A 23,900-nucleotide genomic window follows, 5' to 3' on the forward strand; every position below is an offset into this window, starting at 1 on the left:
TACGACCGGCATAAGGGCTTTTCGGAAACGACACGAGCCGGCGACACGGCTGTGTACGCCGGCTCTTTATGCACTACCTGCTGTGCTAGAAGGGATATCTTTCGGACTCTATGACTGCATCGGCTAAAAGCCGCTTCGCATCCAGAAGACCGGTCGCGTCATACTTGGTGAAGCGCCTGACCGCTCCAAGCAAGACCGCCAGCGCATCCCCCTCTTCCACGTAAAAAGCGGCCTTGCGTGCCGCAGAGGCGGCCTGCTCGTTGGCGCTAAAGGTGAAGGTAAACACCGCTGCAGAAACGGTTTTTCGGCGTGCTTCGCTCAGAGCGGGGAGGATCTTCTCAGCGCGCAGCACTACGCTCTCAAGCGCGAAAATCCCGATCACCACGTCGGCAAGAGCGAGGAGAAGCTCCTGCTCCTCCTTGATCCTGGCCTGGTATTTCCGCGCCGCGGAACCCGCAAGGACGAGGAAGAGCTGCTTGAGACCGGAGAGGAGCGCCTTTTCCCGCGCGAAGGGAACCGCCTCGTCGAGCTCTTCGAAGGACGGGGTGGTGAGGGCGTCGAGCGCCTTCATCGCCTCGCGCTCGAGCGGGAGCTCCCCTTTCATCGCCCTGGTCAAAAGGGTGCCGGGGATGAGCAGGCGGTTGATCTCATTGGTCCCCTCGAAGATCCGGTTGATGCGCTCGTCCCGGTAGTAGCGCTCCGCAGGATACTCCTGGATGAAACCGTAACCGCCGTGGATCTGCACCACCTCGTCGGCCACGAAGGCGAGCACCTCGGAGCAGAACACCTTGGCGATGGCGCACTCCATGGCGTACTCCTCGATGCCACGCTGGTAGACGTCGTAGTAGTTCGGCGTTTCCTTCGGGATGGTGGCGAGCCGGTCGTCGATCAGTCCGGCAAGGCGGTAGACGAGCGATTCGGAGGCGAAGATCCCGGCGGCCATGTCGGCGAGTTTCTCCCGAATGGCCCCGAACGAGGCGATGGGACGACCGAACTGCTTTCTCAGCACCGCGTATTTAGCACCGTCGGCAAGGGCGCCCTTGGCCGAGCCGGTGACTGCCGCGCCGAGCTTGAAGCGTCCTACGTTCAGCACGTTGAAGGCTATCTTGTGCCCCTTGCCAATCTCACCCAAGAGGTTCTCCACGGGCACCTTCACGTTGTCGAGGATCACCTGGGTGGTCGATGATCCCTTGATCCCCATCTTCTTCTCTTCCGGGCCTACACTCACCCCTTCCATGCTCCGCTCGACGAGGAAGGCGGTAAAGTGCTCCTTGTCGATTTTCGCGAACACGGTGTAGAGGTTGGCGATGGCGCCGTTGGTGGTGAACTGCTTGGTCCCGTTCAGGACGTAATGGCTGCCGTCGGCGGAGAGGGTGGCGCTCGCCCGGGCCCCGAGGGCGTCGCTGCCGGACTCGGGCTCGGTGAGGCAATAGGCGGCGACCCACTCCCCGGTGGTCAGTTTCTCCAGGTAACGCGCTTTCTGCTCCTCGGTGCCGTAATAGACGAGAGGTAGCGTCCCGATGCCGCTGTGGGCCGCATAGACGACCGAGAAGGAGCCCGAGCCGGAGATCTTCTCGGCCGCCAGCATGCTGGTCGCCTTGTCGAGCTCGAGGCCTCCGTACTCCTCGGGGACGTCGATCATGAGGAGGCCCAACTCGCCGCAGCGGCGCAGCAGGTGCACGACCTTCTCGAAGTCCTGGTGCTCTATGTCGTCACGGACCGGGATCACCTCGTTGGTGACGAACTGCTCGGTGGTGGCGCCGATCTGGCGCTGCTCGTCGCTGAAGTCCTCCGGGACGAAGACATCGTCCTTGCCCGCCTCGGTGATCAGGAATTCCGCTCCCTTGAATATTCTCGCTGCCATGACACACCTCACAAAATGGTGGTTGCTGCTCCAAGGCTCAGAGCAGTTCGAAGATACCCGCTGCCCCCATGCCGCCGCCGATGCACATGGTGACCATGCCGTGGCGCGCCTGCCGGCGCCGCATCTCGTGCAGCAAGGTTGCGGTCAGTTTGGCCCCGGTGCACCCAAGCGGGTGGCCCAGGGCAATGGCGCCGCCGTTCACGTTCACCCTCGCAGGGTCGAACCCGAGTTCACCGATGCAGGCAAGCGTCTGCACCGCGAAGGCCTCGTTGAATTCGAAAAGGTCGATTTGATCGGCGGTAAGCCCCGCCATTTTGAGCGCCGCCGGCACCGCCTCGACGGGACCGATCCCCATGATCTCGGGGGGGACACCTCTGACGGCGAAGCAAATGAAGCGGGCCAGCGGTTTCATGCCGCTTCTTTTGAGGAACTCCTCGGAGACTACGAGGGTGGCCGCCGCGCCGTCCGTCATCTGGGAAGAGTTCCCGGCCGTGACCGAACCGTTCACCTTGAAGGCGGGTTTCAGCTTTGCCAACGCCTCCAGGGTGGTGTCGCTTCTCACCCCGTCGTCCGCGTCGACCACCTCGTCATGGCACTTCATCTTCCCCTTTTCGAGGGCGCAACGAGAAGCGGTCACCGGGATGATCTCCTCGGCAAACCTCCCTTCGGCGATGGCACGGGCCGCTTTCTGGTGGCTTCCCAGGGCGAAGGCGTCCTGATCCTCGCGGGAGATGCCGTACTTCGCCACGAGGAGCTCCGCCGTGATCCCCATCGAGGCGTAGCTCTCGGGCCAGGTTGCGACAAGCCCAGGGTTGGCGCTGTACTTGTTGCCCCCCATCGGGATCATGGACATGCTCTCGGTCCCACCAGCGATGATGCAGTCGGCAAATCCCGCGATGATCCGGTCCGCCGCCGCGGCGATGGTCTGCAGCCCGGAGGAGCAGAACCGGTTCACGGTCTGGCAGGGGACCTGGTAGGGGATCCCCGCCCTCAGCGCGGCGATGCGCGCCACATTCATCCCCTGCTCCCCTTCCGGAAAGGCGCACCCTATGATGACGTCTTCGACCTGCATGGGGTCGACCCCGGTGCGCTCCACAAGCCCCCGGATTGCGGCTGCCGCCAGGTCGTCCGGGCGGACGTCCTTCAGTTTTCCCTTGTAGGCCCTGGTGGCCGGGGTGCGTACTGCTTCGACTATGTATGCTGCGCGCATGGCTCGCTCCTTTATTTGTTTCCGCCAGACGTAAAGCCCCCCTAGTTTCTGAGCGGCCGTCCTTTCTTCAGCATGTGCTGGATGCGCTCGAGGGTCTTTTTCTGACCGCAGAACTTGAGAAACATCTCGCGCTCCAGGTCCAGAAGATGCTCCTCGGTGATCATGGTCCCGGCCGGCACGTCACCGCCGGTGATGACATCTGCGATTCCCGAGGCCAGGTAGCGGTCGTAGGCCGAGATGAAGCCCCCCTCTTCCAGGTTCCAGAGCTGCGTCTTGATGCTTGCCGCGATGGAGCGGCCGGGGGCCTTGAGATCGGTCGCCGGTCGGCCGGGGCGGTAGTTCGCCGAGAGCGCGATCGCCTTCAGCTTCGCATCATGGATGCGCCGGTCGAGCGCAAGGGAGATGCCGTCGCCCGGCCGCATGAGCCCCATCCGCATCAGGTCGGCGGCGGACGTGCTCACCTTGGCCATGGCGATGTTGCGGTAGTTCTTGAGGATGAACGGCATCACATCGGCGTCCTGCTCCTCGGCAAGCCTGATGGCGCGCAGGGCCATTTCCTTCGTGCCGCCGCCCGCCGGGATGAGTCCCACGCCGATCTCCACGAGTCCCATGTAGGTCTCGGCATGGGCGTTGATGGCGTCCGCGTGCAGGCAGGTCTCGCACCCGCCCCCCATCACCAGGGCGTGCGGAGCCGCCACCACCGGGACCTTGGCGTACTTGATGGCCATCATGGCGCGCTGGAAGGCGCGTACCGTGAGGTTCAGGTCATCCCAGGCCCCTTCCGCCACGGCCATGGCGATCAGCATGAGGTTCGCCCCGGCGGAAAAGAGGCTCCCCTCGTTGGCGATGACCATGCCGATGCCGTCCTGTTCGGTCCGGCGCACCCCTTTCTGGATCATGGAGAGGGTGTCGTTGCCGATGGTGTTCATCTTGGAATGGAACTCGAGGCAGAAAACCCCGTCACCCAGATCGACCAGAGAGGCGGCGCTGTTCTTCTCCACGACGTTCCCTGCGCTCTTCAGCAGGGAGAGGGAGATCTCCCCTTCGCTTCTCGGCACCTCGCGCCACTCCCTCTCCGTTACGCTGTAGAAAAGGCGCTTGCCATCCTCGGTGCGGTAGAAACTTTCCACCTCGTTGAGAAGCTGCGGCACGGCGACGCCGTCGTACCCGGCACGCGCCACGAAGGCGGCGACCCCGATGACGTCGAGAAGCTCGAAGGGGCCGAGCTCCCAGTTGTACCCCCACCGCATGGCATTATCGACGTTCACCACGTCGTCGGCGATCTCCGGGATGCGCTTAACCGTGTAGATCAGCGTGTCCCTGAGCGTGAGCCATGCGAGGCGGGCGCCCTTGTCGTCCCCCTGGATCAGGGTCCTCACCCGCGCCGCCGGGTCATCGACCTGTTTTGCCGCGCCCACCGAGGGGAACTTGGGGGATGCGGCCTGGCGGTAGGCGCCGGTCGTCGGGTCGTAGAAGAACTTGGTGCTGACGCCATCGACGGTCTCGCGTTTGAAGAAGCCCCCCTTCCCTTTGCGGCCGGTGAGCCCGTCGGCCACCATGCGGCGCACGCTTTCCGGCACCCGGAACAGCTCGCGTTCGTCATCACCGTCAAGAATCTTGTAGCTGTTGTCCATCACGCGGACCACGGTATCGATGCCGACCAGATCCCAAAGGGCGAAGGTCGCCGTTTTCGGGCGCGCCATCGCCTGCCCGGTCACGGCGTCCACCTCCTCGATGGTAAGCCCCGTCTCCTCCATGTGACGCCAGGTGGCGGCGCCCGCATAGGTGCCGATCCGGTTTGCAATGAAGTTCGGGGTATCCTTGGCGAACACCACCCCCTTGCCGAGACGCCTGCGCAGGAACCCGGCCATCTCCTTGAACGTCTCGGGGTCGGTCTCGGCGCAGGGGACCATCTCCATGAGGCGCATGTAGCGCGGCGGGTTAAAAAAGTGGGTCACCATGAAACGGGGACGCAGCGAGGCCGGGAGCACCTGTGCCAGTGCGTTTACCGACAGCCCGCTCGTGTTGGTGGAGAGCAGCGCGTTTTCGGAGAGGTTGGGCACCACCACGTCCTGAAAGAGCCGTTTCTTCACTTCGAGGTTCTCCACGACCACCTCGATGACCCAATCGCACTCCTTGATCCGCTGCGCGTCGTCCTCGAAATTGCCGGTCTCGATGTAGCGGGCGTACTCGGGAAGGTAGAGCGCCGCTGGCTTGGACTCCAAAAGGGCGGCGAGCGCACGCTGCGCGACAACACTGCGGTTAGTTCCGGCCTGATCCGGAACCAGGTCGAGCAAGAGCACCTCGAGCCCCGCATTGGCGAGATGCGCTGCGATGGCGGCGCCCATGACACCAGCACCCAGCACGGCAACTTTGTTGATCTGTCTCATAAATCCTCCCGCTAAACGCCGGCTCAGTTGTCGGCGGCGTACATCCTGTCAATGGCGTCCTTGTAACGCTCGGAAATCACACGCCGCTTCAGCTTGAGGGTCGGGGTAAGCTCGCCCGCCTCCAGGGTGAAATCGCGCGGCAGCAGCACGAAGTTCTTGATGGTCTCGTGGTGGGCGAGGTCCGTGTTCACGGCCTCTACGCGCTGCCGGTACAGCTCCTGTACCGGCTCGTGCACCACGAGTTCTTCCAGGTCGTTATAGGTGATCTTATGCTCGCGCGCGAACTCGAGGAGCTTCTCCAGCGTCGGGACGAGAAGTGCGGTCAGGTAGGGCCTGCGGTCGCCGTAGACGTATGCCTGGGAGATGTATTTGTCGCGTTTTAAGAGATTCTCGATCGGCTGAGGGGCGACGTTCTTACCCCCTGCCGTGACGATCAACTCCTTTTTCCGGTCCGTAACGAACACGAAGCGCCCCTCGATGCGGCCGATGTCGCCCGTTCTGAACCACCCGTCACGCGTCGCCTCCTTGGTCTCCGCCTCTTCCTTATAGTAGCCCATCATCAGCTGCGGACCGCGGACAAGTATTTCACCGTCGTCCGCTACGGCGATCTCGGTTCCCTCGAGCGGAGTACCTACGCTGCCAAACCGCAGTTCCGAGAAGGTGTTGGCGCAGACGACGGGGCTCGTCTCGGTGAGCCCGTACCCCTCGAGGATCGGCACGCCGATGCTCCAGAAAAATTCGTTGATCTCGGGATCGAGGGGTGCCCCGCCGCTGGAGCAGAACTTCAGGTTCTCGCCGAAACGCATGCGCAGTTTCCTGAAGACGACCCGGTCCGCGATGGCGTGCTTAAGGGCGAGCAGGAGCGGCACCTTTTTGTCGACGTAGCGCGCCTGGACCCAGGCGCGACCGATGGCAAGGACGGTCCTGAAGAGCTTTCTCTTGTAGAGCGAGAGCTGGTGCACGTGCTCGTAGATGCGCGAATGGATCTTCTCGAAAAGCCTCGGCACGCAGACCATGATGCTCGGCTGTATCTCGAGCATGTTCTCCGCGATCTTCTCGATGCTGTCCGCAAAGGCGATCATCGCCCCCTTCGCGATGGGAAGATAGTAGCCGGTGGTCCTCTCGAGTACGTGACTCAAGGGGAGAAAGCTCAGGAACACCTCGCCATCCCCCAAAACGGCGACCTTCTCCATGGTGGCAAAGACGTCGAAAAGGATGTTTCGGTGCGACAGCATGGCGCCCCTCGGGATCCCGGTCGTTCCCGAGGTGTAGATGATGGACGCGAGGCTTTCCGGCTCGATGGAATCAACGACCGCCTCCAACTCGGCCCGCTCCTGCTCGGTGATCGGATCGTCGATCTCGGAGAGCTGGTAGAGCGTGGTGAGCGGCAGTCCGGGCTCCCCGAGGAAGCGCTCGAAGGAAACCACGAGCTGCACCATGGGGATGGCGTCTTTCACCTTTAAAAGCTTCCGGTACTGCCATTTCCCGGAGATGAAGACTATGCGCGCATCGCCGTGATTCAGGGTGTATGCGATCTGGTCCGGCGTGTTGCTCGGATAAACAGGAACGGTGACGGCACCGGCGCACAGGATCCCCATGTCCGCTATGATCCACCCGGCTCGGTTTTCCGAGAGTATGGCGACCTTGTCGCCCGGTTTTATGCCGAGTTTGCGCAGTCCGCGCGCCACCATGAGGGCGCGGTTGTAGAACTGGGCGTAGCTAAGTGTGACCCAGTTCCCCTGCTTTCTAAACTTCACAGCAAGTCGGGCGTCCTGTTTGGTCGCCTGATGCCGCAGCAGGTCGGGTATGGATCGAAACGGCACCTTTTCCACGGCAGACTCCTCGGAGCGGGAAAAACCTCTCTCCCATAGTTAAAAGATAATTGATGCAATGCGCATTACAAGCAGAAAGAGAGACTGTCGCAAAAAAAGACAGTATCTGTTGCTGTCAGTGACTTACATGACAGTCGCAGCATTTTGGAGATGAAGGATTTGACAAGTCTGCGGTAGATCAATACTATCCCGGAATACGTATTGCCCCTGACTTCGGTTTTCTTGAGAATGGATCTGCGCCGCAGATACAGTCAGTCAGCGTGCGGTAAGGCCTTCGGCACTTTTAAAAAAGCTGCAAAGCGCAAGGAGTTAACTATGATCGAAACCATGATTTCGGAGATGGAGTCCGCATTCTGCAAAGATGTCTTCAGCAAGAAAACGACCTTCAGGTTCCGGCTTGAAGATACCACCATCGTGATAACCGTGGATGGGGATGGCTATCAGGTGGAAAGAGGCGGCACGGCAGTTGTGGACTGCGACTGTGCAACCAGTGCCGAGATTTTCCGCAAGATCTGGTACGAAGGGTACCGGCCCGGGATCACGGATTTTCTGTCCGGTGCGATCGTTTGCAACAACCCGCTGCTGCTGCCCCAGTTTCTGCGCGCTTTCGGCCGGTAGCTTTCGGCCGGCCCGTCAAGGCTATGCCGATACGACCAGCCGCTCGAATTCGGCGGCAGCAAGCGGCTTGCCGATCAAATCACCCTGCACCTCATCGCAGCCCCGGTTCTCCATGAGCGTTAGTTGTTCGGGGCTCTCGACGCCGACCGCACTTACCCGCAGCCTCATGCTGTGCGACATGCAGACCACCGCCGTCACCACATCAAGCGCCTCCGGCTCGATGATGGTGTTGCTGATGAAACTCCGGTCGATCTTCAATTTCGCGACAGGAAGCCGCCTGATTCTCTGCAGCGACGATGCCCCGGTGCCGAAGTCGTCGACGGCAAACGCGACGCCACGCTCGGTGAGCCGATGCATGTTCTTTTGGCCGAGCGACCCGCCGTCCATGAGGGCGCGCTCCGGAACGTCGAGCTCGAGGGACCAGGGGCTCAACCCGTTGTCCGAAAGTTCCCGCAACACGGTCTCCGGCAGGTCGGGCTGCTGCAGTTCGCGGCTGGTGAGGTTCACGGTAAGCTTCAGGTCGAGCCCAAGCTCCTGCCATCTCCTGGCCTGTGCGCAGGCACGACTTATCACCCAGGCACCGATTGGTATGATGGCTCCGGTCTCCTCGGCGACGGTTAAAAACTGCGCGGGTAAGAGAACGCCTTGTTGGGGGTGGCGCCAGCGCAAAAGCGCCTCGGCGCCGCAAATGCATCGGCTCCCCAGGCTGTAAAGCGGCTGATACAAAAGCTCGAGTTCCCCGTTATGGGCCGCCACGCGCAGGCTCCGCAGAAGGCTTTGACGGTTTGCAGTCCGCGCGTTGATCTCGTCGTTGTAAAACAGGTAGCTGCTCCCGTCGTGCTGCTTCGCCGCATACATCGCCGCATCCGCTTTTTTCAGCAGCTCCTCTGTGCTGTCTCCGTCTTCGGGATACATACTGACGCCGACGCTGGTGGTCGCCTTCACCTCGACCCCCTCCAGCCGGAAAGGAGCTTCGAACACCCCCATGATCTTGTGCACCACCACCCCCACGTCGTCGGTCTGGGATAGGTCCGGCATAAGGACGTTGAACTCGTCCCCGCCGATGCGCGCTACCGTGTCGGACTCGCGCACACAACCTTTCAACCTGCGGGCGACCGCCTGCAGGAGCTCATCTCCGGCGGCATGACCGAGGGTGTCGTTGATCTGCTTGAAGTGGTCCAGGTCCAGAAAGAGCACGGCGAGGCTCTTTCTGTTGCGGCGCGCCTGGGCAAGCTCCAGGGTGAGAAAGTCCATGAACAGCTTCCGGTTCGGCAGGTCGGTGAGCGTATCGTGCTGCGCCTGGTGCATCATGAGCTGTTCCATACGCCGGAGCTTGATCTTTTCCCCTACCCTTTCCATGATGCGGAACAGTTCCGGGTAGTTCACCGGTTTGAGCAGATAGTGGTCGATGCCGATCTCGATGGCGTTCAAGAGGTAGGATGTTTCGCTGTGCGCGGTGACTGCGACGATGGTGGCATCCCGGTCGATCTCCTTGATCTCACGGGCCATTGCGATGCCGTTCATGTGGGGCATGTTGAGGTCGGTGATCACCACCTCCGGCCTGAATTGGCGATACATCTCCAGACCGGCGGCGCCGTCATCGGTCTGGTAGATCTTCGCCTCGGGATAGTTGAGAGAGAGCATCCTGCCGAGCATCTCGCGCGCTTCGACCTCGTCTTCCACGAGCAAAAGCGCCGCTCCGCTGAAGAGCTTTTCGGCCCGGTCCATCGGCTAAACCTCGATACGGAAACGGGCGCCTTCCCCGGTGTTGGTCACGGTGAGCGCCCCGTTCATGTTCTTTTCCACAATGGTCTTCGACATGAAAAGCCCTATGCCGGTCCCCTTGTCGGGTCCTTTGGTGGTGAAGTACGGATCGAAGACCTTTTCGATGATCTCCTGGGGGATCCCTCCCGCGTTGTCCTCGATGGTGATCACCGTCTTACCTTCCGTCACGTTCAGCCTCACTGCCACCCGCGGTCGCTCGACTTTTCGCTCCACCAGGGCGTCCTTCGCGTTCATGAGGATATTGAGGAGCACCTGCGCAAACTCGTTCGGGATGCCGACCACCCAGGCGTCGGGGTCGGCCTGCAGGTCGATCTCCACCTTTGCCGCAGCGAAGGCCCCCTGGAGTATGGTCAAGGTCTGCTCGAGAACGTCCAGGGCCCTGAACCTCTGCTTTTCCTTGTCCGGGCCGAAGAAGTTTCTGAAACCGTCGATGGTCTGGGACATGTAGTTGATCACCTTCATGGCACGGGCCACGCTCGTGTCTAGGTAATCCTCGTTGAAGAGCCCCTGGTTGTAGTAAGTGGGTAGTTCCTGCACGATGAGCCCCAGGGTGTTAAGGGGCTGACGCCACTGGTGCGCGATGTTGGCGATCATCTCCCCCATGGCGGCAAGCCGCCCCTGCCTGATGAGAAGCTGTTCCTGCCGGCGCAACTCTTCCACCGCCCTCAGACGCTCGGTCATCTCCTCCCTGAGCGCCTCCTGGGACATGACGATGTCCGATATGTTCATACAGGCGCCCACAAGCCTTAGCGGTGTCCCGTCCTCGGCATAAGAGACCCGCGCCCGCATGCTGAGCCAGCGCACCTTCCCGTCAACGGATCCGACGGTTCGGTACTCTGCGCTGTACAGCCCGGCGCCGGCTGGAGTGCGTGCGTCTTTCACGATCTGCTCCAGCCGTCCCCTGTCGTCCGGGTGAACACACCGCAGGACAGTCGCCAGATCGGTCACGGCATCTTTTGGAAGACCGTAATGCTGCCGCGCGATTGCCGACCACTCCCCCGCCCCGGTGGCCAGATCCATGGAAAAGATGCCGAGCCCGGTGGTTTCCACCGCGAGCTTCAGGGTGGCCTCGCTGTCCTTGAGCGCCTGCTCGGTGCGTTTCAGTTCCGTGAGATCGACGGCGAAACCGATCCCTTCCTCGTCGGTGTCGGCCATGCGAGCGAGGGCGGTCAACGCGGCAACACGTTGGCCGTTTCTGGAACGGATGAACACCTTCTCGTAGGTTTTGCTGATGCCCCGGGAGATGATCTCGTCCATCGCGCTCCTATCCTTTGCGTGATCCTCCGGGGCGGTGACATCAACGAGATTCAGGTCGCCGCTTCTGCACTCTGTCCCGGTGTGGCCGATCAGGTCACAGTATGCATCGTTTGCGTCGGTGATCCTGCCATCGCGGTTCCAGAAGAATATTGCAATCAGGTTGGACTCGTAAAGCCAGCGAAACCTCGTTTCGCTGGTGCGCAGCCGCTCCTGCACCCCCCTCAGCTCGTGAATGTCGGTGGCAGTCCCGTATCACTTGGCAACTTTGCCATGCTCGTCACGTTCGGCGGTGGCGCGGCTTAGGTGCCAGCGGTAACTACCGTCGGCACAAAGGATGCGCTGTTCGTTCTGATATGTCGTCCCCGTGGCGATCGCCTCCCCCCAGAGCTCGGCCGTGCGCTGCCGGTCGTCCGGGTGGATGCAACAGGCGATCAGTTCCGAAGGTGACCCGCCGCATTCATGCAGGAAAGCCGAGCCGATTCCGGTGTAGCTGTGAAAGTGTGCGTTCAGGTAATCGATTGTGCCGTCGGGATCCGCAGTCCAGACGATCTGGGGCATGGAGTCGGCGAGGTTGCGCAGCCTCCTCGTGGAACGCAGGAGTTCCTCCTCAGTCGCCTTTCGGCGGGTTACGTCGAAGATGACACCGATGAAACGGCAGGAGCTTCCCACCCGCTCGCAGACGAAGCGGCCGATCACGTTGACCCACACGGCATCACCGCTATCTGCACGGATAATCCGGTGCTCCGAGCTGAACAGCTGGTTCTGTCGACAGGCCTCATCAAGAGCAGACCGAACCCGTTCCCTGTCCTCGACGTGAATCAGATCCTGCCACATGGAAAGGGAGGCGGGGGCGGGATCCCTGCCCGGCGCCGGATATCCCATGAGGAGGAAGTGCCTGCGGGACCAGTTACCCTCTCCGGTAGCTACGTCGATGTCACAGGCCCCCATCTCAGCGGCATCAAGGGCAAGCTTCAGGCGTTCCTCGCTCTTCGCAAGCGCCTTAGCCGCCACCCTGCTTTCCGTCACGTCGGTAAAAGTGGCAAGCCCGGAGATGATACTGCCGGACATGTCGCGCAGCGGTGTCGCGTTGATGCTCACAAAACCGCGGGACCCGTCTCCCCTGAGTATCTGGTACTCTTCACCGAGCACGGTCTCCCCCTTGGTTATGGCGCGGCTCAAGGGGATATCCGGTGCCGAGACATGACTTCCGTCCAACCGGTACAGCTTCCAGCTGTCGAAATCGGACACGGTGGCCGTCTCCTCCGGTTGAACGCGGAAGATGGCACGGATGATGTCGTTTTGGTACACGACCTTACCCGAGGAGGCCTCTGCTACCACCACGCCGACGGGAAGCTGCTCAACTACCAACTCGAAGCGGTTCTGCTGAAAAGCGAGCTCGCGAAGCATGGCCTCATGCTCGGCCTGAGCCGCCTTACGCTCGGAGACGTCACGTGCGATGGTCTGGACCGCCGGGCTTCCCCGGTACACGATGACAGTGGAAGAGCCTTCCATGAACCGCTCCTCGCCGTCCAGGCGCCTGATGCGGAACTCAAGCAGCGGAATTTCCTCCCCGTCCTTCATCGCCACGATCTTATGCTCCATCGCCTCCCTGTCGTCAGGATGAATCAGATCGTACAGCGTGTGACGGCGCAGCGTATGTAGATCTCGCGCGCCGAAGACACCGAGCGCGGCGCAATTCGCGTAGAGAAAGTCGCCGCCGCGGTGCACGAGCACCGGGTCCGGGGCCATTTCCACCAGGGTACGGTAATACCGCTCGCTATCCCGCAAGAGGCGCTCCATCTGGACGCGCTCGGCGTCTTCGCGGGCGATGATGGAGATGCCGGTTAGATTTCCGGCGCTATCGAGGATCGGGGACAGGGTGAGGGACACGGGGACTTCGCGCCCCCCTTTGGCCAGGCGCACCGTCTGCAGGTTGCGGATGCGTTCGCCGCGCAAGATCTTCTCGGTGATCTCGCGCAGCTCGTCACGCCTGCTTTCCGGGACGAGGAAGGATATGTTGCGTCCGACCGCCTCTTCGGCGCTGTAGCCGTAGAGCGTTTCGGCGGCATGGTTCCAACTGGTGATGATCCCTTCACGGGTCTTACTCAATATCGCGTCATCGGAGGAGTCAACAATGGCGGCAAGATGAGCCATGGCCTCTTCGTTACCTGCCGCCTGGATTGCGCCCGCTTTCCCTGTCATGACGCCTCGCTGGTACTCATCCCTGTCTGAGGTAGCTGCCCGATTCAGGATTCTCAGCAAGGGTGAAATAAAAAGTTGCGCCCGTACCAACCTCCCCTTCTGCCCAGATACGACCGCCGTGCCTGAGCACGATGCTGTGCACGATGGCGAGCCCGATGCCGGTACCGTTCCAGGCGAACTCGCCGGGCGTATGGATGGTCTGAAAAGGTTTGAAGAGCTTGTCGGCGTATTTCATGTTGAACCCGACGCCGTTGTCCGAAACGAAGTAGACCGGCACCCCCTGCTGCTCGGTGATCCCGAACTCGATACGGGCGCGCTCCCTTTTAGAGGTGAACTTCCAGGCGTTGTACAGCAGATGCTCGAGCGCCTTTTTCAAAAGGGCCGGGTCTCCATTCACCCTCAATCCCTCGGCTATGACAAACTCCACCTCTCGCCCGGGATGTAAGACCGCGAGATCTCCTGCAACGGTTCTCGCGATGCCGCTTAAGTCGGCGTCGGCGATGGAGAGGGTGCAGCGCGCGAGATGGGTAAGACTGTTGAAGGCGTCCATGATCAGCTTGATCTGCTGCACCACGAGCCCAGCCCGCTCGGCGTACCTGCGGCAGTCGGCGTGGCCGCAGGTGCCGCAGTCTTCCAAGAGCGCGGTGCAGTACCCCTCCAGGCGGGCCACCGGGGCCCTGAGGTCATGAGAGACGAAATAGCTGAAGCTCTCAAGTTCGCTCACCGTAGCCTGGAGCAGTGAAGTCCGCTGCTCCACACGCCGCTCCAGTTCCCCGGTGAGGGTGCGCACCTGCTCCTCGGCACGTTTCAGCTCCGTCACGTCATGACATGTGCCGATCACGGTCCTGATGCCGCACGTGTCGACGACCGTCTCCGCCTCAAGTCTTACGGTCCTGAACGAACCGTCCGGGCGCAGGACCCGGCAAAAAAGCGGCCCGGCGAGCCCCGACTCCCCTGCCCCCTAGATCGCCTTCAGGACTAGGTCGCGGTCTTCCGGGACGAAACGCTCCAGAAAGGAGGCCGGCGAAGGGGTGACGGTGCCGGGCTCGACCCCGCAGATGCGGTAAAGTTCCTCGGACCAGCTCATGGCGCCGGAGTCCAGGTCCTGCTGCCAGCTCCCCAGCCGTGCGATACGCTGCGCCACCGCAAGCTGCCGCTCGTTTTCTTCAAGACGCCGGTGCTGCTGCTCCACGAGCCGTTTCAAGGCGATCTGCTCCAGCACCTTGTCGAGAACCGCGAAGAGTTCCTGGTAATTAAGTGGTTTCAGTACGTAGTTGTGCACGCCGATTTCTATGGCGCTCAAAAGGTAGGAGGTGTCGCTGTGGGCCGTGACGGCGATGATCGTCACCGCGGGGTTTATCTCCTTGATCTCGCGCGACATCCTTATCCCGTCCATCAGCGGCATGTTGATGTCGGTCATGACGATGTCGGCTTTGTGCTCGCGGTACACCTCCAGTGCGGCAAGGCCGTTCTCCGCGACGTAGACCTCGAGCATCGGGTAGTTCATGGCGAGCATCCTCGTCACCATCTGACGGGCATCCGCCTCGTCCTCGACGTAGAGCATGCTGGCAGCACCCAATTCCCTGGCCCCTTCGCTCATTCGTGCCCTCCGCCCCGCGACAGGACACTTTTGAGCCGGTCCGCGGTCATCGGCTTGTAGATGTAATCAACGACACCGAGCTCCCAGCAAGTTTCCTGATCGGTCTCGTTGTCCGAGGAGGTGAGTATGGCAACTGGAAGCTGGCACAGCCGCTCGTTTTGACGTATGAACTGCAGTATGTCGAGGCCGCTTATCTTTGGGAGCTTGAGATCCAAAAGCACCAACCTGATCCTGTCATGGCCACCTTCCTGTTCCATGCGCCGCAAAAGCTCACTCGCCTCTTCGCCGTCCCGCGCGACCAGTATCTCGTCAGTGCAGACCTTACGGATGATGCGACAGGCGAGGAACATGTCGTCGGGGTTATCTTCAACGAGCAGGATGAATGACTGAGCCATCGGCATCTCCGCGCCCCGGAGGGTAACTGCAGACCGCAAAACAGCCGAGCGCTTGGAGTAAGGTTTCGGCTCGGCTGATTGTGCTGCGACGCAGTACATTTACCACTTAACATTAGCACCCGCTTATTCTATCCGCATGCACCCCCTTGTCAAACGGCGCCGTCCGTACTTCACCCTATGGGAACCTCGATGGTGAATTCCGCCCCCCTGTCCACATTGTGAACAGTGAGCCGCCCGGGGATGTTCTTTTCAATGATCACCTTGGACATGTACAAACCGATCCCGGTCCCCTGTTCAGGGCCTCTGGTAGTGAAATAGGGATCGAAGATGCGGTCCATTATCTCTTCCGGGACCCCACCCGCGTTATCCCGTATCCTCACCGCGGCGTATCCGCCCTCTTTTTTGACCGTAATGGTGATGATGCGTCGTTCGACCTTGCGGTCGAGGAAGGCGTCGCGGGCGTTAAAGAGGATGTTGAGGATCGCCTGGGAAAACTCGTTCTGGTGCCCTGTCACTACCAAGTCGTCCACGGCGTTTAACGCTACGTCGATCTGCAGGTGGCGGAAGCTGTCCTGGACCAGCGACAGCGTGCGCCCCACCACCTCTACGACCTTGAAGGGCGCGGTGGCCTTGTCCGGCCGGAAGAAGTTGCGGAAATCGTCGATGGTGCGCGAGGTATGGTTCAGCACCTTCATGAACCTCGCCACGCTGTCGTTTAGGTAGTCACGGGTAAAGCTGCCATGGTCGTACATGACGGGCATCTCCTGCACGATGAGACCGAGCTCGTTCAACGGCTGACGCCACTGGTGCGCGATGTTGCTGATCATCTCTCCAAGCGCCGCCAGACGGCTTTGCTGCAGCAGCATGCGCTCCTTTTCGCCCAACTCCTCAAGCGCCTTCAGCCTCTGTGCGGTCTCCTCCTCCAGCTCGAAAAGGGTCCGCGAAAGTTCCTCGTGTTGCAGTTCCACCTTCTTCCGACTTAACTCAAGATCGGCGGTCCGTTCGACCACCCGGGCTTCCAGATCCTCCTTTGCCTGCTCCAGGGCACCGATGAGCTCGCAGTTGCGATAACTGATGCCGATCACCGAGGCGGTCCCCATCATGAGGCTCACGTCACGCTCCACGAGAGGGCGCTTGCTCCTCACGTTCTCCGCAGTCAAAACCCCGATGGACATTCCCTCCGAGGTGATGGGGCAGCAGATGAACGACCTCGTGCCGTTTTTAACGGCGCAGGCCAAGGTGCGTCTGCCGAGGGTCTCCTGCTCACGTTCGAGGTCGTTTATGAGAAAGGGGCGTTTCTCGTTGAAGCAGGCGACGTAGACGTCACGACCGGCGCCGTTTTTGTCAAGGTGAAGCGACAGCCCGTTCAGACATTCAAGCTCCCGCGCGCCGTAGCCGTACGAGGCCCGCAGCTCGAGCCTGCCGCTGTTGCCGTCGGCGAGGAAAATGGCGCCCCGGTCGTATTCGAGCCGACGCTGCATGATGTCGGCGACATCGACGAGCATCTCCTCGATGCGCGTGAAATTGCCGAGCCGCTGTCCGATCTCGTTGGTGAGCATCGCGGTGTTGTAGTTCAAATCGATCAGTTCCAGGAGGTTGTCGATGGAGTCCTTGGTGCTGCTCAGGCTGTCCTTTACGGCCCGTTTCTCGCTCGTCTCCGCGGCCAGCGCCACGAGGAGCAGTAGGACCAGCGATCCGAGCAGAGCGTATCCCGAGGCCATGCCGGCGACAGCAAGGGCGATATTCAAAAGCGCCAGGGTCGGCACCAGGGTATTGCGCAGCTTCTTCAGGTAGGTGTAAGCGCTCTTCTCCCAGGTGACCACGTAGCGGCAAACCGGGTCGCCGCGAAAGACGCACTCGGGCTGCTGGATGGTGGGGAGGTGTCTGATCTCAGGGAAGTACTGCAGGTCGGTCAGCTTGTGGTTGAACATGAGGACGATCGCCTCGAAAAAACCGATGCGGTTTTCGCACTGGTACTGCTGTTCCATCTCCCCATCCACCGGGGTGACCGTAATCTCCACCGAGTTCGAGGCGAGGCGGCGCGAGCGGTAGCTCGTGCTTCTGGTGAAGTTAGCGGTCGCTTTGCTGATGATCTCGAAGGTGCTCGAGGCGTCCACGAGACCCAGGATGTACTGGCGCATGGCACCCAATACGTCGGGGGAGGCGGCGTAGCGTCCGGCCTCCCTTGCGATGCGCGGGTTGCCGGTCATCTGCAGGAGCTTTTCATAGAAACGGTCCACCTGGGTCTGACTGAACCAGTGTGCCTGGTCTGCCACTTCGTACTCCTTCATCCCCGCGTACTCAAGGAGTTCGGCGATGTCGACGTGGCTGTACTTGTGCTTTATGAGCAGGATGAAGGAATTGATGATCCTGCTGTTGTATAGCGGCTTGTCGCGCTGGAAAGCTTCCATGTCGGCTCCGGGGATCACTGCGTCTTGCGCGGCCCCTTGAGGAGCGCGTCGCAGTAGTGCAGAAAATGGTCCGTGTATCGCATGTCGAGGATCCAGAGCAGGTAGGTCTTTTCGACGGGAAGGGCCTTTTCAACGGCATACGAGTGCGGAAACACCAGAGCCGGCATCGCCCCACCTTCGTAGTGCCGGCTCACATGGCGCAGCGACAGTTCGATCAACACGCGCGGCATGCTGTCATCGATCACGAAGATGGTCACGCAGTTGGTGAGTTCCGCCATATTGAAACCGGCGTCGGTGCAGTTGACGAGAAAGAAGGCCTTAAGGCTCCCCTTGCGGCGCAGGGAGTAATGGTGGACTTCCTTACGAAAGCCAAGCCCGTTGTATTCTCGCGCAAGCCCCTTATCGCCGTTGCCCCCCGGGCGAAGGTCGAAGGCCTCGATGAGGGCGCCGCCGGAGACGTGCCGGTAGAAGCTCCCCATCTCGGAAAGATCAAAGGCGCTACTTTGGGAGAGCTCCCATTGCGGCGGAAGTGCTTCGCCCCCCCCATCGTTTTGGTAGTGAAAATAGGCGAAGAGGTCGAGCGAGCAAGTGCGCTGGTCCGCATGCTTCGCCGAGAAACCGCCGAAGACACGCGCCGGAAAACGGTTGTCGGGACGGTAGTAACAAAAGGCGTAGCGCAGTCGCGCGAAGGCGAAACTTTCCAGTTCGCTCAGGTAGTGGCTCACCTGGTCCAGTACGGCGATACCCGCCTTGGCCGCTGACTTGCGCGCTGCGTGGTGATGTATGAGCCAGGAATTGCTGTAGAAGCGGACCATGGCCAGGTGCCCTAAAATGACGCCGTGGTCCAGGTAGATGAAGTGGCGGGCGATCTGGGGATTGCCGCTGTAAAGCCTCGCGTAGGTCTCCTTGATCCTCTTCTTGTTCTCCTGGAAATGGGCGTACTTTGACGGGTAGATGAACCCGGTCTGGAAGAAGAAATCCCAGAGGTCGTCGAGATCGACCTCGGTGTCGACGTAGGACTTACGGTTCGTCACCTGGTGCAGCAGAGAGAGGAGTTTTACGTGGTCGCCGATTTCCATATCCAAAATGGCGAGGCCGCAGCGCACGAGCTTCTCGTCCCCCTTTTCGCCCGCGGGGTTGCGGGAAAGCACCTGGGCAAGACAGCAAAGGCTCATGCCGTGACCGAAGGTAATCTTAAGACCAGGGATCATCAAACCGGGCATGAGCAGAGAATCGCCCTCGCTCTCCTGGACCGAAAAGCCGGTGCCGGACATGTCGGTGACCATCAAGTTGACGCGCTTGCCGATCAGGGGGTGATTGAAGACGGCGTTCGGCGTCGGGACGAGTTCCTGCCGGAAGTTACGATATTTCTTCGGCTTGAAGCGTCGTATCGAGCTGTGCCGCAGGCTAAGAACAAAAGAGCAGGAGCCGCCTGCGGACTCCATGGCATGGACGTCGAAGACGCCCGAATAGAGCATGGTTTCGCCGCGAAACAGGCGCAAATGCACCGGCTCTTCCGTGTTGATCCAGCGTAGCGTTTCCGGTTTTTCCCACGTACCTGAGATGCGAAGCGATACCGGGGTGTAGTCGACCAGGCTGCCGTCGAAGAGGACGCCGTTCTGCATGATCTGGGCGGATACGCCTTCGGAGAGGTGCCGCCGGATCTTGCGCGCCTGGAACTCACGACAGGCCGGTGGGAGCATGAGGGCAAAGCCGCAGTCGTCAATGGTGACCGGCTCGGGATTCACCACCAGGTATTTCCTGCCGTCGGCGATGAGCAGGTAATCGAAGCGGTAGCTCTTGAGGAGTTCCCTGAGGCTCGGCACGTCCTCCCACAGGCAGTCAAGCCTCTCACCCGCGCAGGGAAGAGGCATGGCTTTCAGAAAGATCGACTCGTCGTAGGCTACGTGCCTGAGCGCCACCAGGATGGACTGGTTTTGGAAGTTGATGTAGTTCAGACGGTTAACCAGATGGCTGCGGCCGACACTTTTGCCGGTGGCTGGACTCTCCGCATCGGAGGGAACGACATGAAGTCTCGGTACCGCGTCTCCCATGGGAAACCTCGCAGGGGTACCCCGGGAAGCGCGGACTGGCGCAGTCGGGGCGGGTTCCAGACGCCGTCTAGGCGGCCGGGCCGTACTGCCCACCGGCCTCCGCAGCTGCCGCGCCGACCCCGGGAGGAACGTTGAAGCCAAGCCAGTACTGCGCCACCCCCTGCATCAGCACAAGGAGGGCGTTGAAGGAATTGGGTTTGAAAAGAAAGGAGTTGCAGCCGAGTTCGTAGGCGCGGTTCAAGTCAGCGGCGGGGACGGGGACGGTGAGCACAACGACGGGCAGCCGCCTGAGCGCCTGCTGTTCGCGCAGCCAGGAGAGAAGCCCCACCCCAGAGATGTGCGGCAACTTGAGGTCGAGCAGCATCAGCATAGGTAGGGGATGCAGTTCGCGGTCACCGAAGTCTCCAGCGCCGCTTAGGTAGGCGATGGCCTCCTCGCCGTCGTGCGCGTGTTGCACCGGCGTGATCACCCCGACCCGCTGCAGGGCAAGCCTGGTGAAATGCGCCTGATCGGGGTCGCTGTCGACGAGGAGAACGGTGTGGTGCACGTAGCTCATGGCGAAGCCTCCCTACTGCTCCTTCCTAAGTTCGATCCAGAACCTGCTCCCCTCCCCCTCCTGCGACTCGAGCCCAATGCGTCCACCCAGCCGCTGCACGGCCTTCCGGACGATGGCGAGCCCCACCCCGGTACCCGGGTAACTTTCGATACTGTGCAGCCGCTCGAAGATCTTGAAGATTCTCTCCTGATGCTGTGGAGGTATGCCGATGCCGTTGTCCTGGATGTAGAGGCGGCAGTACTCACCGGAGTCCTCTGCCCAGATGCGCAGCAGCGGTACCATCCCTTTCGGTACGAACTTGATGCCGTTGGTCATCAGGTTCAGCAGTACCTGCACGAGCACCGTGTGGTGTGCAATCACATCGGGGAGATCTCCTGCAACTTCAAGGCGGTATCCCTTGCCGCCGCTGGCGAGCTCCAGCTGCTGAGAGGCATCCCGGACCGCCTGTTGCAGGCTTACCGTCTCCATGGTGATCTCCTGGCGGCTCACCCTGCTATAGGCTAGAAGATCCTGGATCAGCCGGTCCATCCCCTGGGCTGCCGTCTTGATGCGCACCAGGTAGGCGTTTCGCTCGGCGGGGGACTGGAATTCATCATCGAGCAGGATTTCGGCGAAGGCGTGCATGGCGCGGATGGGAGCGCGCAGGTCGTGGGAAACCGAGAAGGCGAAGGTGTCAAGCTCCTCGTTGATCTCCTCGAGCTGCGAGGTGCGTTCGGCGACGCGGCGCTCCAGGGTGGCAGCCTCGTACTCCAGGCGCGCGTTCAACTGCGCGATCTTCTCCTCTTCCTGCCGGTACTTCGTGCAATCGCTGATCACGAAGCCAAGATGTTCCTCGGTAAGCGCGAAGATCCTGATCCGGTAGAAGTGGCCTTCCAGGCTTACCTCGCCCAGCTCCTGGGAGCCGCCGAAGGCGGCGATTCGGTGACAGGTCTCACGGAACCCCTCCGCCTCGAGCCAGCCGGGGAAACAATCACTGACCCGGCAATTGCCGAAGTTGAAGGACCGGCACTGACATAGTTTCACGGCTGCCGGGTTCATTTCGACGATGAGGGGCATTGCCTCCGGGTCTCTCACGTCCAGACGCAGGATGGCCAGCCCTTCTCTCATGTTGGTGAACATCAGTCGGTAGAGTTGTTCGGCCTGTTCCATGTCCATGATGGCCTCTCCCTGGGCAAACGCAGAAGAGTATAGCGAAGAGTTATTAGTTTGCACCAATGTTTCACAACAGGTAGTGCGCTTTAGCAAGCTTGAGTGTCGGATGCCCAGCAGTGGCAACGAAGTGCGGGAGCGTTCGTCCAATGGGCGCAGGTTGGATGGAGGCGCGATGGCGTGGCCTGGATGGGGATTTGATGGTGTGGTGTCAGCGTTTAGATACGTGGGGATTTTCTGCAAGGTAGAAGCGAAGCGGCTTGGCGGCCCAATCACCGGCGTAGGCGACGCCGATGCGCGGACGCGCGACGATGCACCTTTCCTCCTCGTCCATGCGTGCCGCGACGAAGAGGTTCCCGCTCAAAAGGTCGTGACCGTTGCAGCGCAAATCGATTCCCATGGCGCGACAGAGAAGCCCCGGGCCGCAGGTGCGCTCGTGTACGTTTCGCACCGGCTCGAGGGCGCGCAGCAGCACGGCGCAGGCGTTTCCTTCACGCTCGGTGACCACGTTCAAGCAGCAGTGGATGCCATAGATGAGGTAGACGTAGGCAAAGCCGGGTGGGCCGAAGAGGATGCGGGTGCGCGGGGTGAGCCCCCTGGAGGAGTGGGCGGCAAGATCCTCCTCCCCCAGGTAGGCCTCGACTTCGACGATCTTCCCCACCCGCGTCTCTCCGGCGACATCATGGACGAGGTAGGCTCCTAAGAGCTCGTGTGCGACGGTCACCGTGTCCCGATCGTAGAAGGAGCGCGGCAACGGTGTCAAAGGCAGGGAGCACCGCGGCACCTAAAAAACCCCTTCCTTTCTGAGCGCCTTGACCACCTTGCTGGCCAGTTCCTTGCCGACGCGGGTCACCTTCTCCGGTTCGGTCGCCTCGATGGTACCCGCCCAGAGCAGTTTGTCCGAACGTGCGTCGAAGAGGTTCACCTGCATGGTAGCGATGTCGTAAGTCGTCACGTAGGTCGGCCCGTACGCGGCCATGGAGCGGTAGTAACCGGGGAAATCCCAGTCCGGGAAGGCGGGCGGGTACCAGTAGCCGGGGTACGGTGTGGCGACGGCGCTCGGCTGCACCGTGGTCTGGCGCTCGACCTTGATGGTCTGCACGGTGAGAACGGCCTGAGCCCCGACCCGTCTGACGGCGCGGTCAAGCGCGTACCAGTCGGGAAGTGCGTTCCCCTGGTTGACCGAGTAGCTCGCGACCCCTTCGACTCCGTGGCTGCTCAATTCGCTCACCAGGGTGTCCTCGTACACAACCCGGCTGGACTGCTTGGGGGAGAACCCGACCACCAGCACCTTCCGGATCCCTTCGCCGCGCAGCGACGGGTTGCGCCAGGTATCGACCATCGAGACCGAAGCGCAGGAGCAAAGCATGGCAGTGAGGCAGATAAAGACGGCTATCCTGAACAGATTACGCATGTGACACCTCCGACAACAGGCTCTAGTTGCGTGATTACGGCGGCTCATCAGGTGCCCGGGCAGAAGACCCGAATACTTATACCAAGTTGCTGCGGGTTGGCAATCGTATATACTGGGTGGGTCTCGTCGGCCGAAAGCCCAGGCCCAGGGCCACATCCACTAAATCAGGAGGCAAGGCGATGGAAAATTTCAAACGCGTTCTCGTGGTAAACAGGATGAGTGAGTACTGTCGGGATGCGGTGCAGGCAGGGATCTCGATAGCCAGGAAGTACGGCTCGGAGCTCATGGTTCTGCATATCGCTACCAACCCGGAGGGGACCATGAGCATGGCGGGGGGTGCGCTGAACGCCCCGAGTGCCATTCCGGACGAGGTGAAGAACTACGCGAGCATTCAGGAGCGGGCAAAGGACGAACTGGAGCAGATGATCGGGCAGGAAATCCGGGCCGGGCTGCCGATCAAGGTGATCATCAAGGAAGGCAAACCGGTAGACGAGATCGTGCAGACGGTGAAAGACGAGCGGATCGACCTGATGGTGCTCCTTTCCCACGAGGAGGGACGCCTGGAGCACATGCTCTTCGGAAGGGATAACGACGCCGTCCTGCGCAGGATGCCTTGCAGCATCCTTCTCATAAAGCGCGAGCCCGAATCGGTGGAGTGGTAGTCGCGGAGGCAACGGGAGAATGCCCATGCAGAGATGGATCTGTACCATCTGTCAGTACGTTTACGATCCTGCCGAAGGTGATCCTGTCAACGATGTCCCGCCTGACATATCCTTCGAAGAGTTGCTACCCGAATGGCACTGCCCGGTGTGCGAGGCGGCCAAGAGCTTCTTCGAACCCCTGGCGGAAGAACCACACTGACAAAGCGAACAGAGTGGCTTTACGAACAACCTGCGGAGCAAGTCTTATGACCTGCTCTTCTTTTTGAGACCTGCAGCGCCGCGTTGTGGCGGTCTCACAGCGGGCTGTTCCTGGAACCGCTCAGACTCCGGATGTTTGCAGACTACGTCATAGCCGACCGGCAGAGCGTAGCCGCACTCGGTCTCGTCGAGGCAGCAGTAAAATAGCTCCCTGCCGAGTCCGGGCATTACGGCACCTACACTGCTGGTTCTGCAGTCGTCGTGGCGGTCACCTCTTTTTCGGCATCGACTTTTGACATTTGC

General features: G+C 61.0%; 19 protein-coding genes. 3 read left to right on the forward strand and 16 right to left on the reverse strand.

The genetic code is table 11. From position 1 onward, the window contains the following. Positions 1-85: 85 nt before the first annotated feature. From E4633_RS09330 to E4633_RS09345, 4 genes are read right to left on the reverse strand one after another with little or no spacing between them, the layout of a single operon-like run. On the reverse strand, positions 86-1,864 hold the full coding sequence (locus tag E4633_RS09330; protein WP_135869975.1) for an acyl-CoA dehydrogenase family protein: 1,779 nt from the start codon (positions 1,862-1,864) through the stop codon (positions 86-88). Positions 1,865-1,901: 37 nt separating this feature from the next. Next, a complete protein-coding gene (locus E4633_RS09335) occupies positions 1,902-3,074 on the reverse strand; it encodes a thiolase family protein (RefSeq protein WP_135869976.1) in 1,173 nt (390 codons plus the stop codon). Between the two features lie 41 nt (positions 3,075-3,115). Then, a complete protein-coding gene (locus tag E4633_RS09340) occupies positions 3,116-5,464 on the reverse strand; it encodes a 3-hydroxyacyl-CoA dehydrogenase/enoyl-CoA hydratase family protein (RefSeq protein ID WP_135869977.1) in 2,349 nt (782 codons plus the stop codon). 23 nt (positions 5,465-5,487) lie between these two features. Further along, complete coding sequence (locus E4633_RS09345) at positions 5,488-7,296, reverse strand: AMP-dependent synthetase/ligase (protein ID WP_135869978.1); 1,809 nt, start codon at positions 7,294-7,296, stop codon at positions 5,488-5,490. Positions 7,297-7,611: 315 nt separating this feature from the next. Here E4633_RS09345 and E4633_RS09350 point away from each other — a divergent pair, with 315 nt between their 5' ends. Further along, the gene (locus E4633_RS09350; RefSeq protein ID WP_135869979.1) at positions 7,612-7,914 is read left to right on the forward strand and encodes a hypothetical protein; all 303 of its coding nucleotides are present in this window, start codon (positions 7,612-7,614) and stop codon (positions 7,912-7,914) included. A 21-nt stretch (positions 7,915-7,935) separates the two neighbouring features. On the opposite strand, the gene E4633_RS09355 is transcribed toward E4633_RS09350, so the two are convergent. From E4633_RS09355 to E4633_RS09400, 12 genes are all read right to left on the reverse strand, one after another. Continuing rightward, on the reverse strand, positions 7,936-9,642 hold the full coding sequence (locus E4633_RS09355) for a putative bifunctional diguanylate cyclase/phosphodiesterase (RefSeq protein ID WP_135869980.1): 1,707 nt from the start codon (positions 9,640-9,642) through the stop codon (positions 7,936-7,938). Positions 9,643-9,645: 3 nt separating this feature from the next. Further along, the gene (locus tag E4633_RS20760) at positions 9,646-11,172 is read right to left on the reverse strand and encodes a PAS domain S-box protein (protein ID WP_246037996.1); all 1,527 of its coding nucleotides are present in this window, start codon (positions 11,170-11,172) and stop codon (positions 9,646-9,648) included. A gap of 36 nt (positions 11,173-11,208) precedes the next feature. Further along, on the reverse strand, positions 11,209-13,158 hold the full coding sequence (locus E4633_RS20765) for a PAS domain S-box protein (protein ID WP_246037997.1): 1,950 nt from the start codon (positions 13,156-13,158) through the stop codon (positions 11,209-11,211). A gap of 16 nt (positions 13,159-13,174) precedes the next feature. Continuing rightward, a complete protein-coding gene (locus E4633_RS20770; protein ID WP_246037999.1) occupies positions 13,175-13,978 on the reverse strand; it encodes a sensor histidine kinase in 804 nt (267 codons plus the stop codon). A 141-nt stretch (positions 13,979-14,119) separates the two neighbouring features. Next, a complete protein-coding gene (locus E4633_RS20775; RefSeq protein WP_246038001.1) occupies positions 14,120-14,758 on the reverse strand; it encodes a response regulator in 639 nt (212 codons plus the stop codon). Further along, the gene (locus E4633_RS09370; protein WP_135869981.1) at positions 14,755-15,153 is read right to left on the reverse strand and encodes a response regulator; all 399 of its coding nucleotides are present in this window, start codon (positions 15,151-15,153) and stop codon (positions 14,755-14,757) included. Before E4633_RS09370 ends, E4633_RS20775 begins: the two co-directional genes overlap by 4 nt. 170 nt (positions 15,154-15,323) lie before the next feature. Continuing rightward, a complete protein-coding gene (locus E4633_RS09375; RefSeq protein WP_135869982.1) occupies positions 15,324-17,564 on the reverse strand; it encodes an ATP-binding protein in 2,241 nt (746 codons plus the stop codon). Between the two features lie 14 nt (positions 17,565-17,578). After that, positions 17,579-19,618, reverse strand: coding sequence for a pilus assembly protein PilZ (locus E4633_RS09380; protein WP_135869983.1), 2,040 nt, complete (start codon positions 19,616-19,618; stop codon positions 17,579-17,581). Positions 19,619-19,685: 67 nt separating this feature from the next. Next, a complete protein-coding gene (locus E4633_RS09385; protein WP_135869984.1) occupies positions 19,686-20,174 on the reverse strand; it encodes a response regulator in 489 nt (162 codons plus the stop codon). A gap of 12 nt (positions 20,175-20,186) precedes the next feature. Continuing rightward, positions 20,187-21,329, reverse strand: coding sequence for a sensor histidine kinase (locus E4633_RS09390; RefSeq protein WP_135869985.1), 1,143 nt, complete (start codon positions 21,327-21,329; stop codon positions 20,187-20,189). A gap of 205 nt (positions 21,330-21,534) precedes the next feature. Further along, positions 21,535-22,086 carry a DNA-3-methyladenine glycosylase gene (locus tag E4633_RS09395; RefSeq protein WP_135869986.1) on the reverse strand — a complete coding sequence of 184 codons (552 nt, stop codon included), beginning with the start codon at positions 22,084-22,086 and terminating at the stop codon, positions 21,535-21,537. Between the two features lie 21 nt (positions 22,087-22,107). Continuing rightward, entirely contained in the window at positions 22,108-22,737 is a 630-nt protein-coding gene (locus tag E4633_RS09400) for a DUF4136 domain-containing protein (protein ID WP_135869987.1), read from the reverse strand. A 179-nt stretch (positions 22,738-22,916) separates the two neighbouring features. Here E4633_RS09400 and E4633_RS09405 point away from each other — a divergent pair, with 179 nt between their 5' ends. Both E4633_RS09405 and E4633_RS09410 read left to right on the forward strand, forming a co-directional pair. After that, complete coding sequence (locus E4633_RS09405; RefSeq protein ID WP_135869988.1) at positions 22,917-23,399, forward strand: universal stress protein; 483 nt, start codon at positions 22,917-22,919, stop codon at positions 23,397-23,399. Positions 23,400-23,424: 25 nt separating this feature from the next. Next, the gene (locus E4633_RS09410) at positions 23,425-23,598 is read left to right on the forward strand and encodes a rubredoxin (protein ID WP_135869989.1); all 174 of its coding nucleotides are present in this window, start codon (positions 23,425-23,427) and stop codon (positions 23,596-23,598) included. The last annotated feature ends 302 nt before the right edge of the window (positions 23,599-23,900 follow it).

The sequence above is a fragment of the Geomonas terrae genome, assembly GCF_004791675.1.
GTDB classification, from domain to species: domain Bacteria; phylum Desulfobacterota; class Desulfuromonadia; order Geobacterales; family Geobacteraceae; genus Geomonas; species Geomonas edaphica.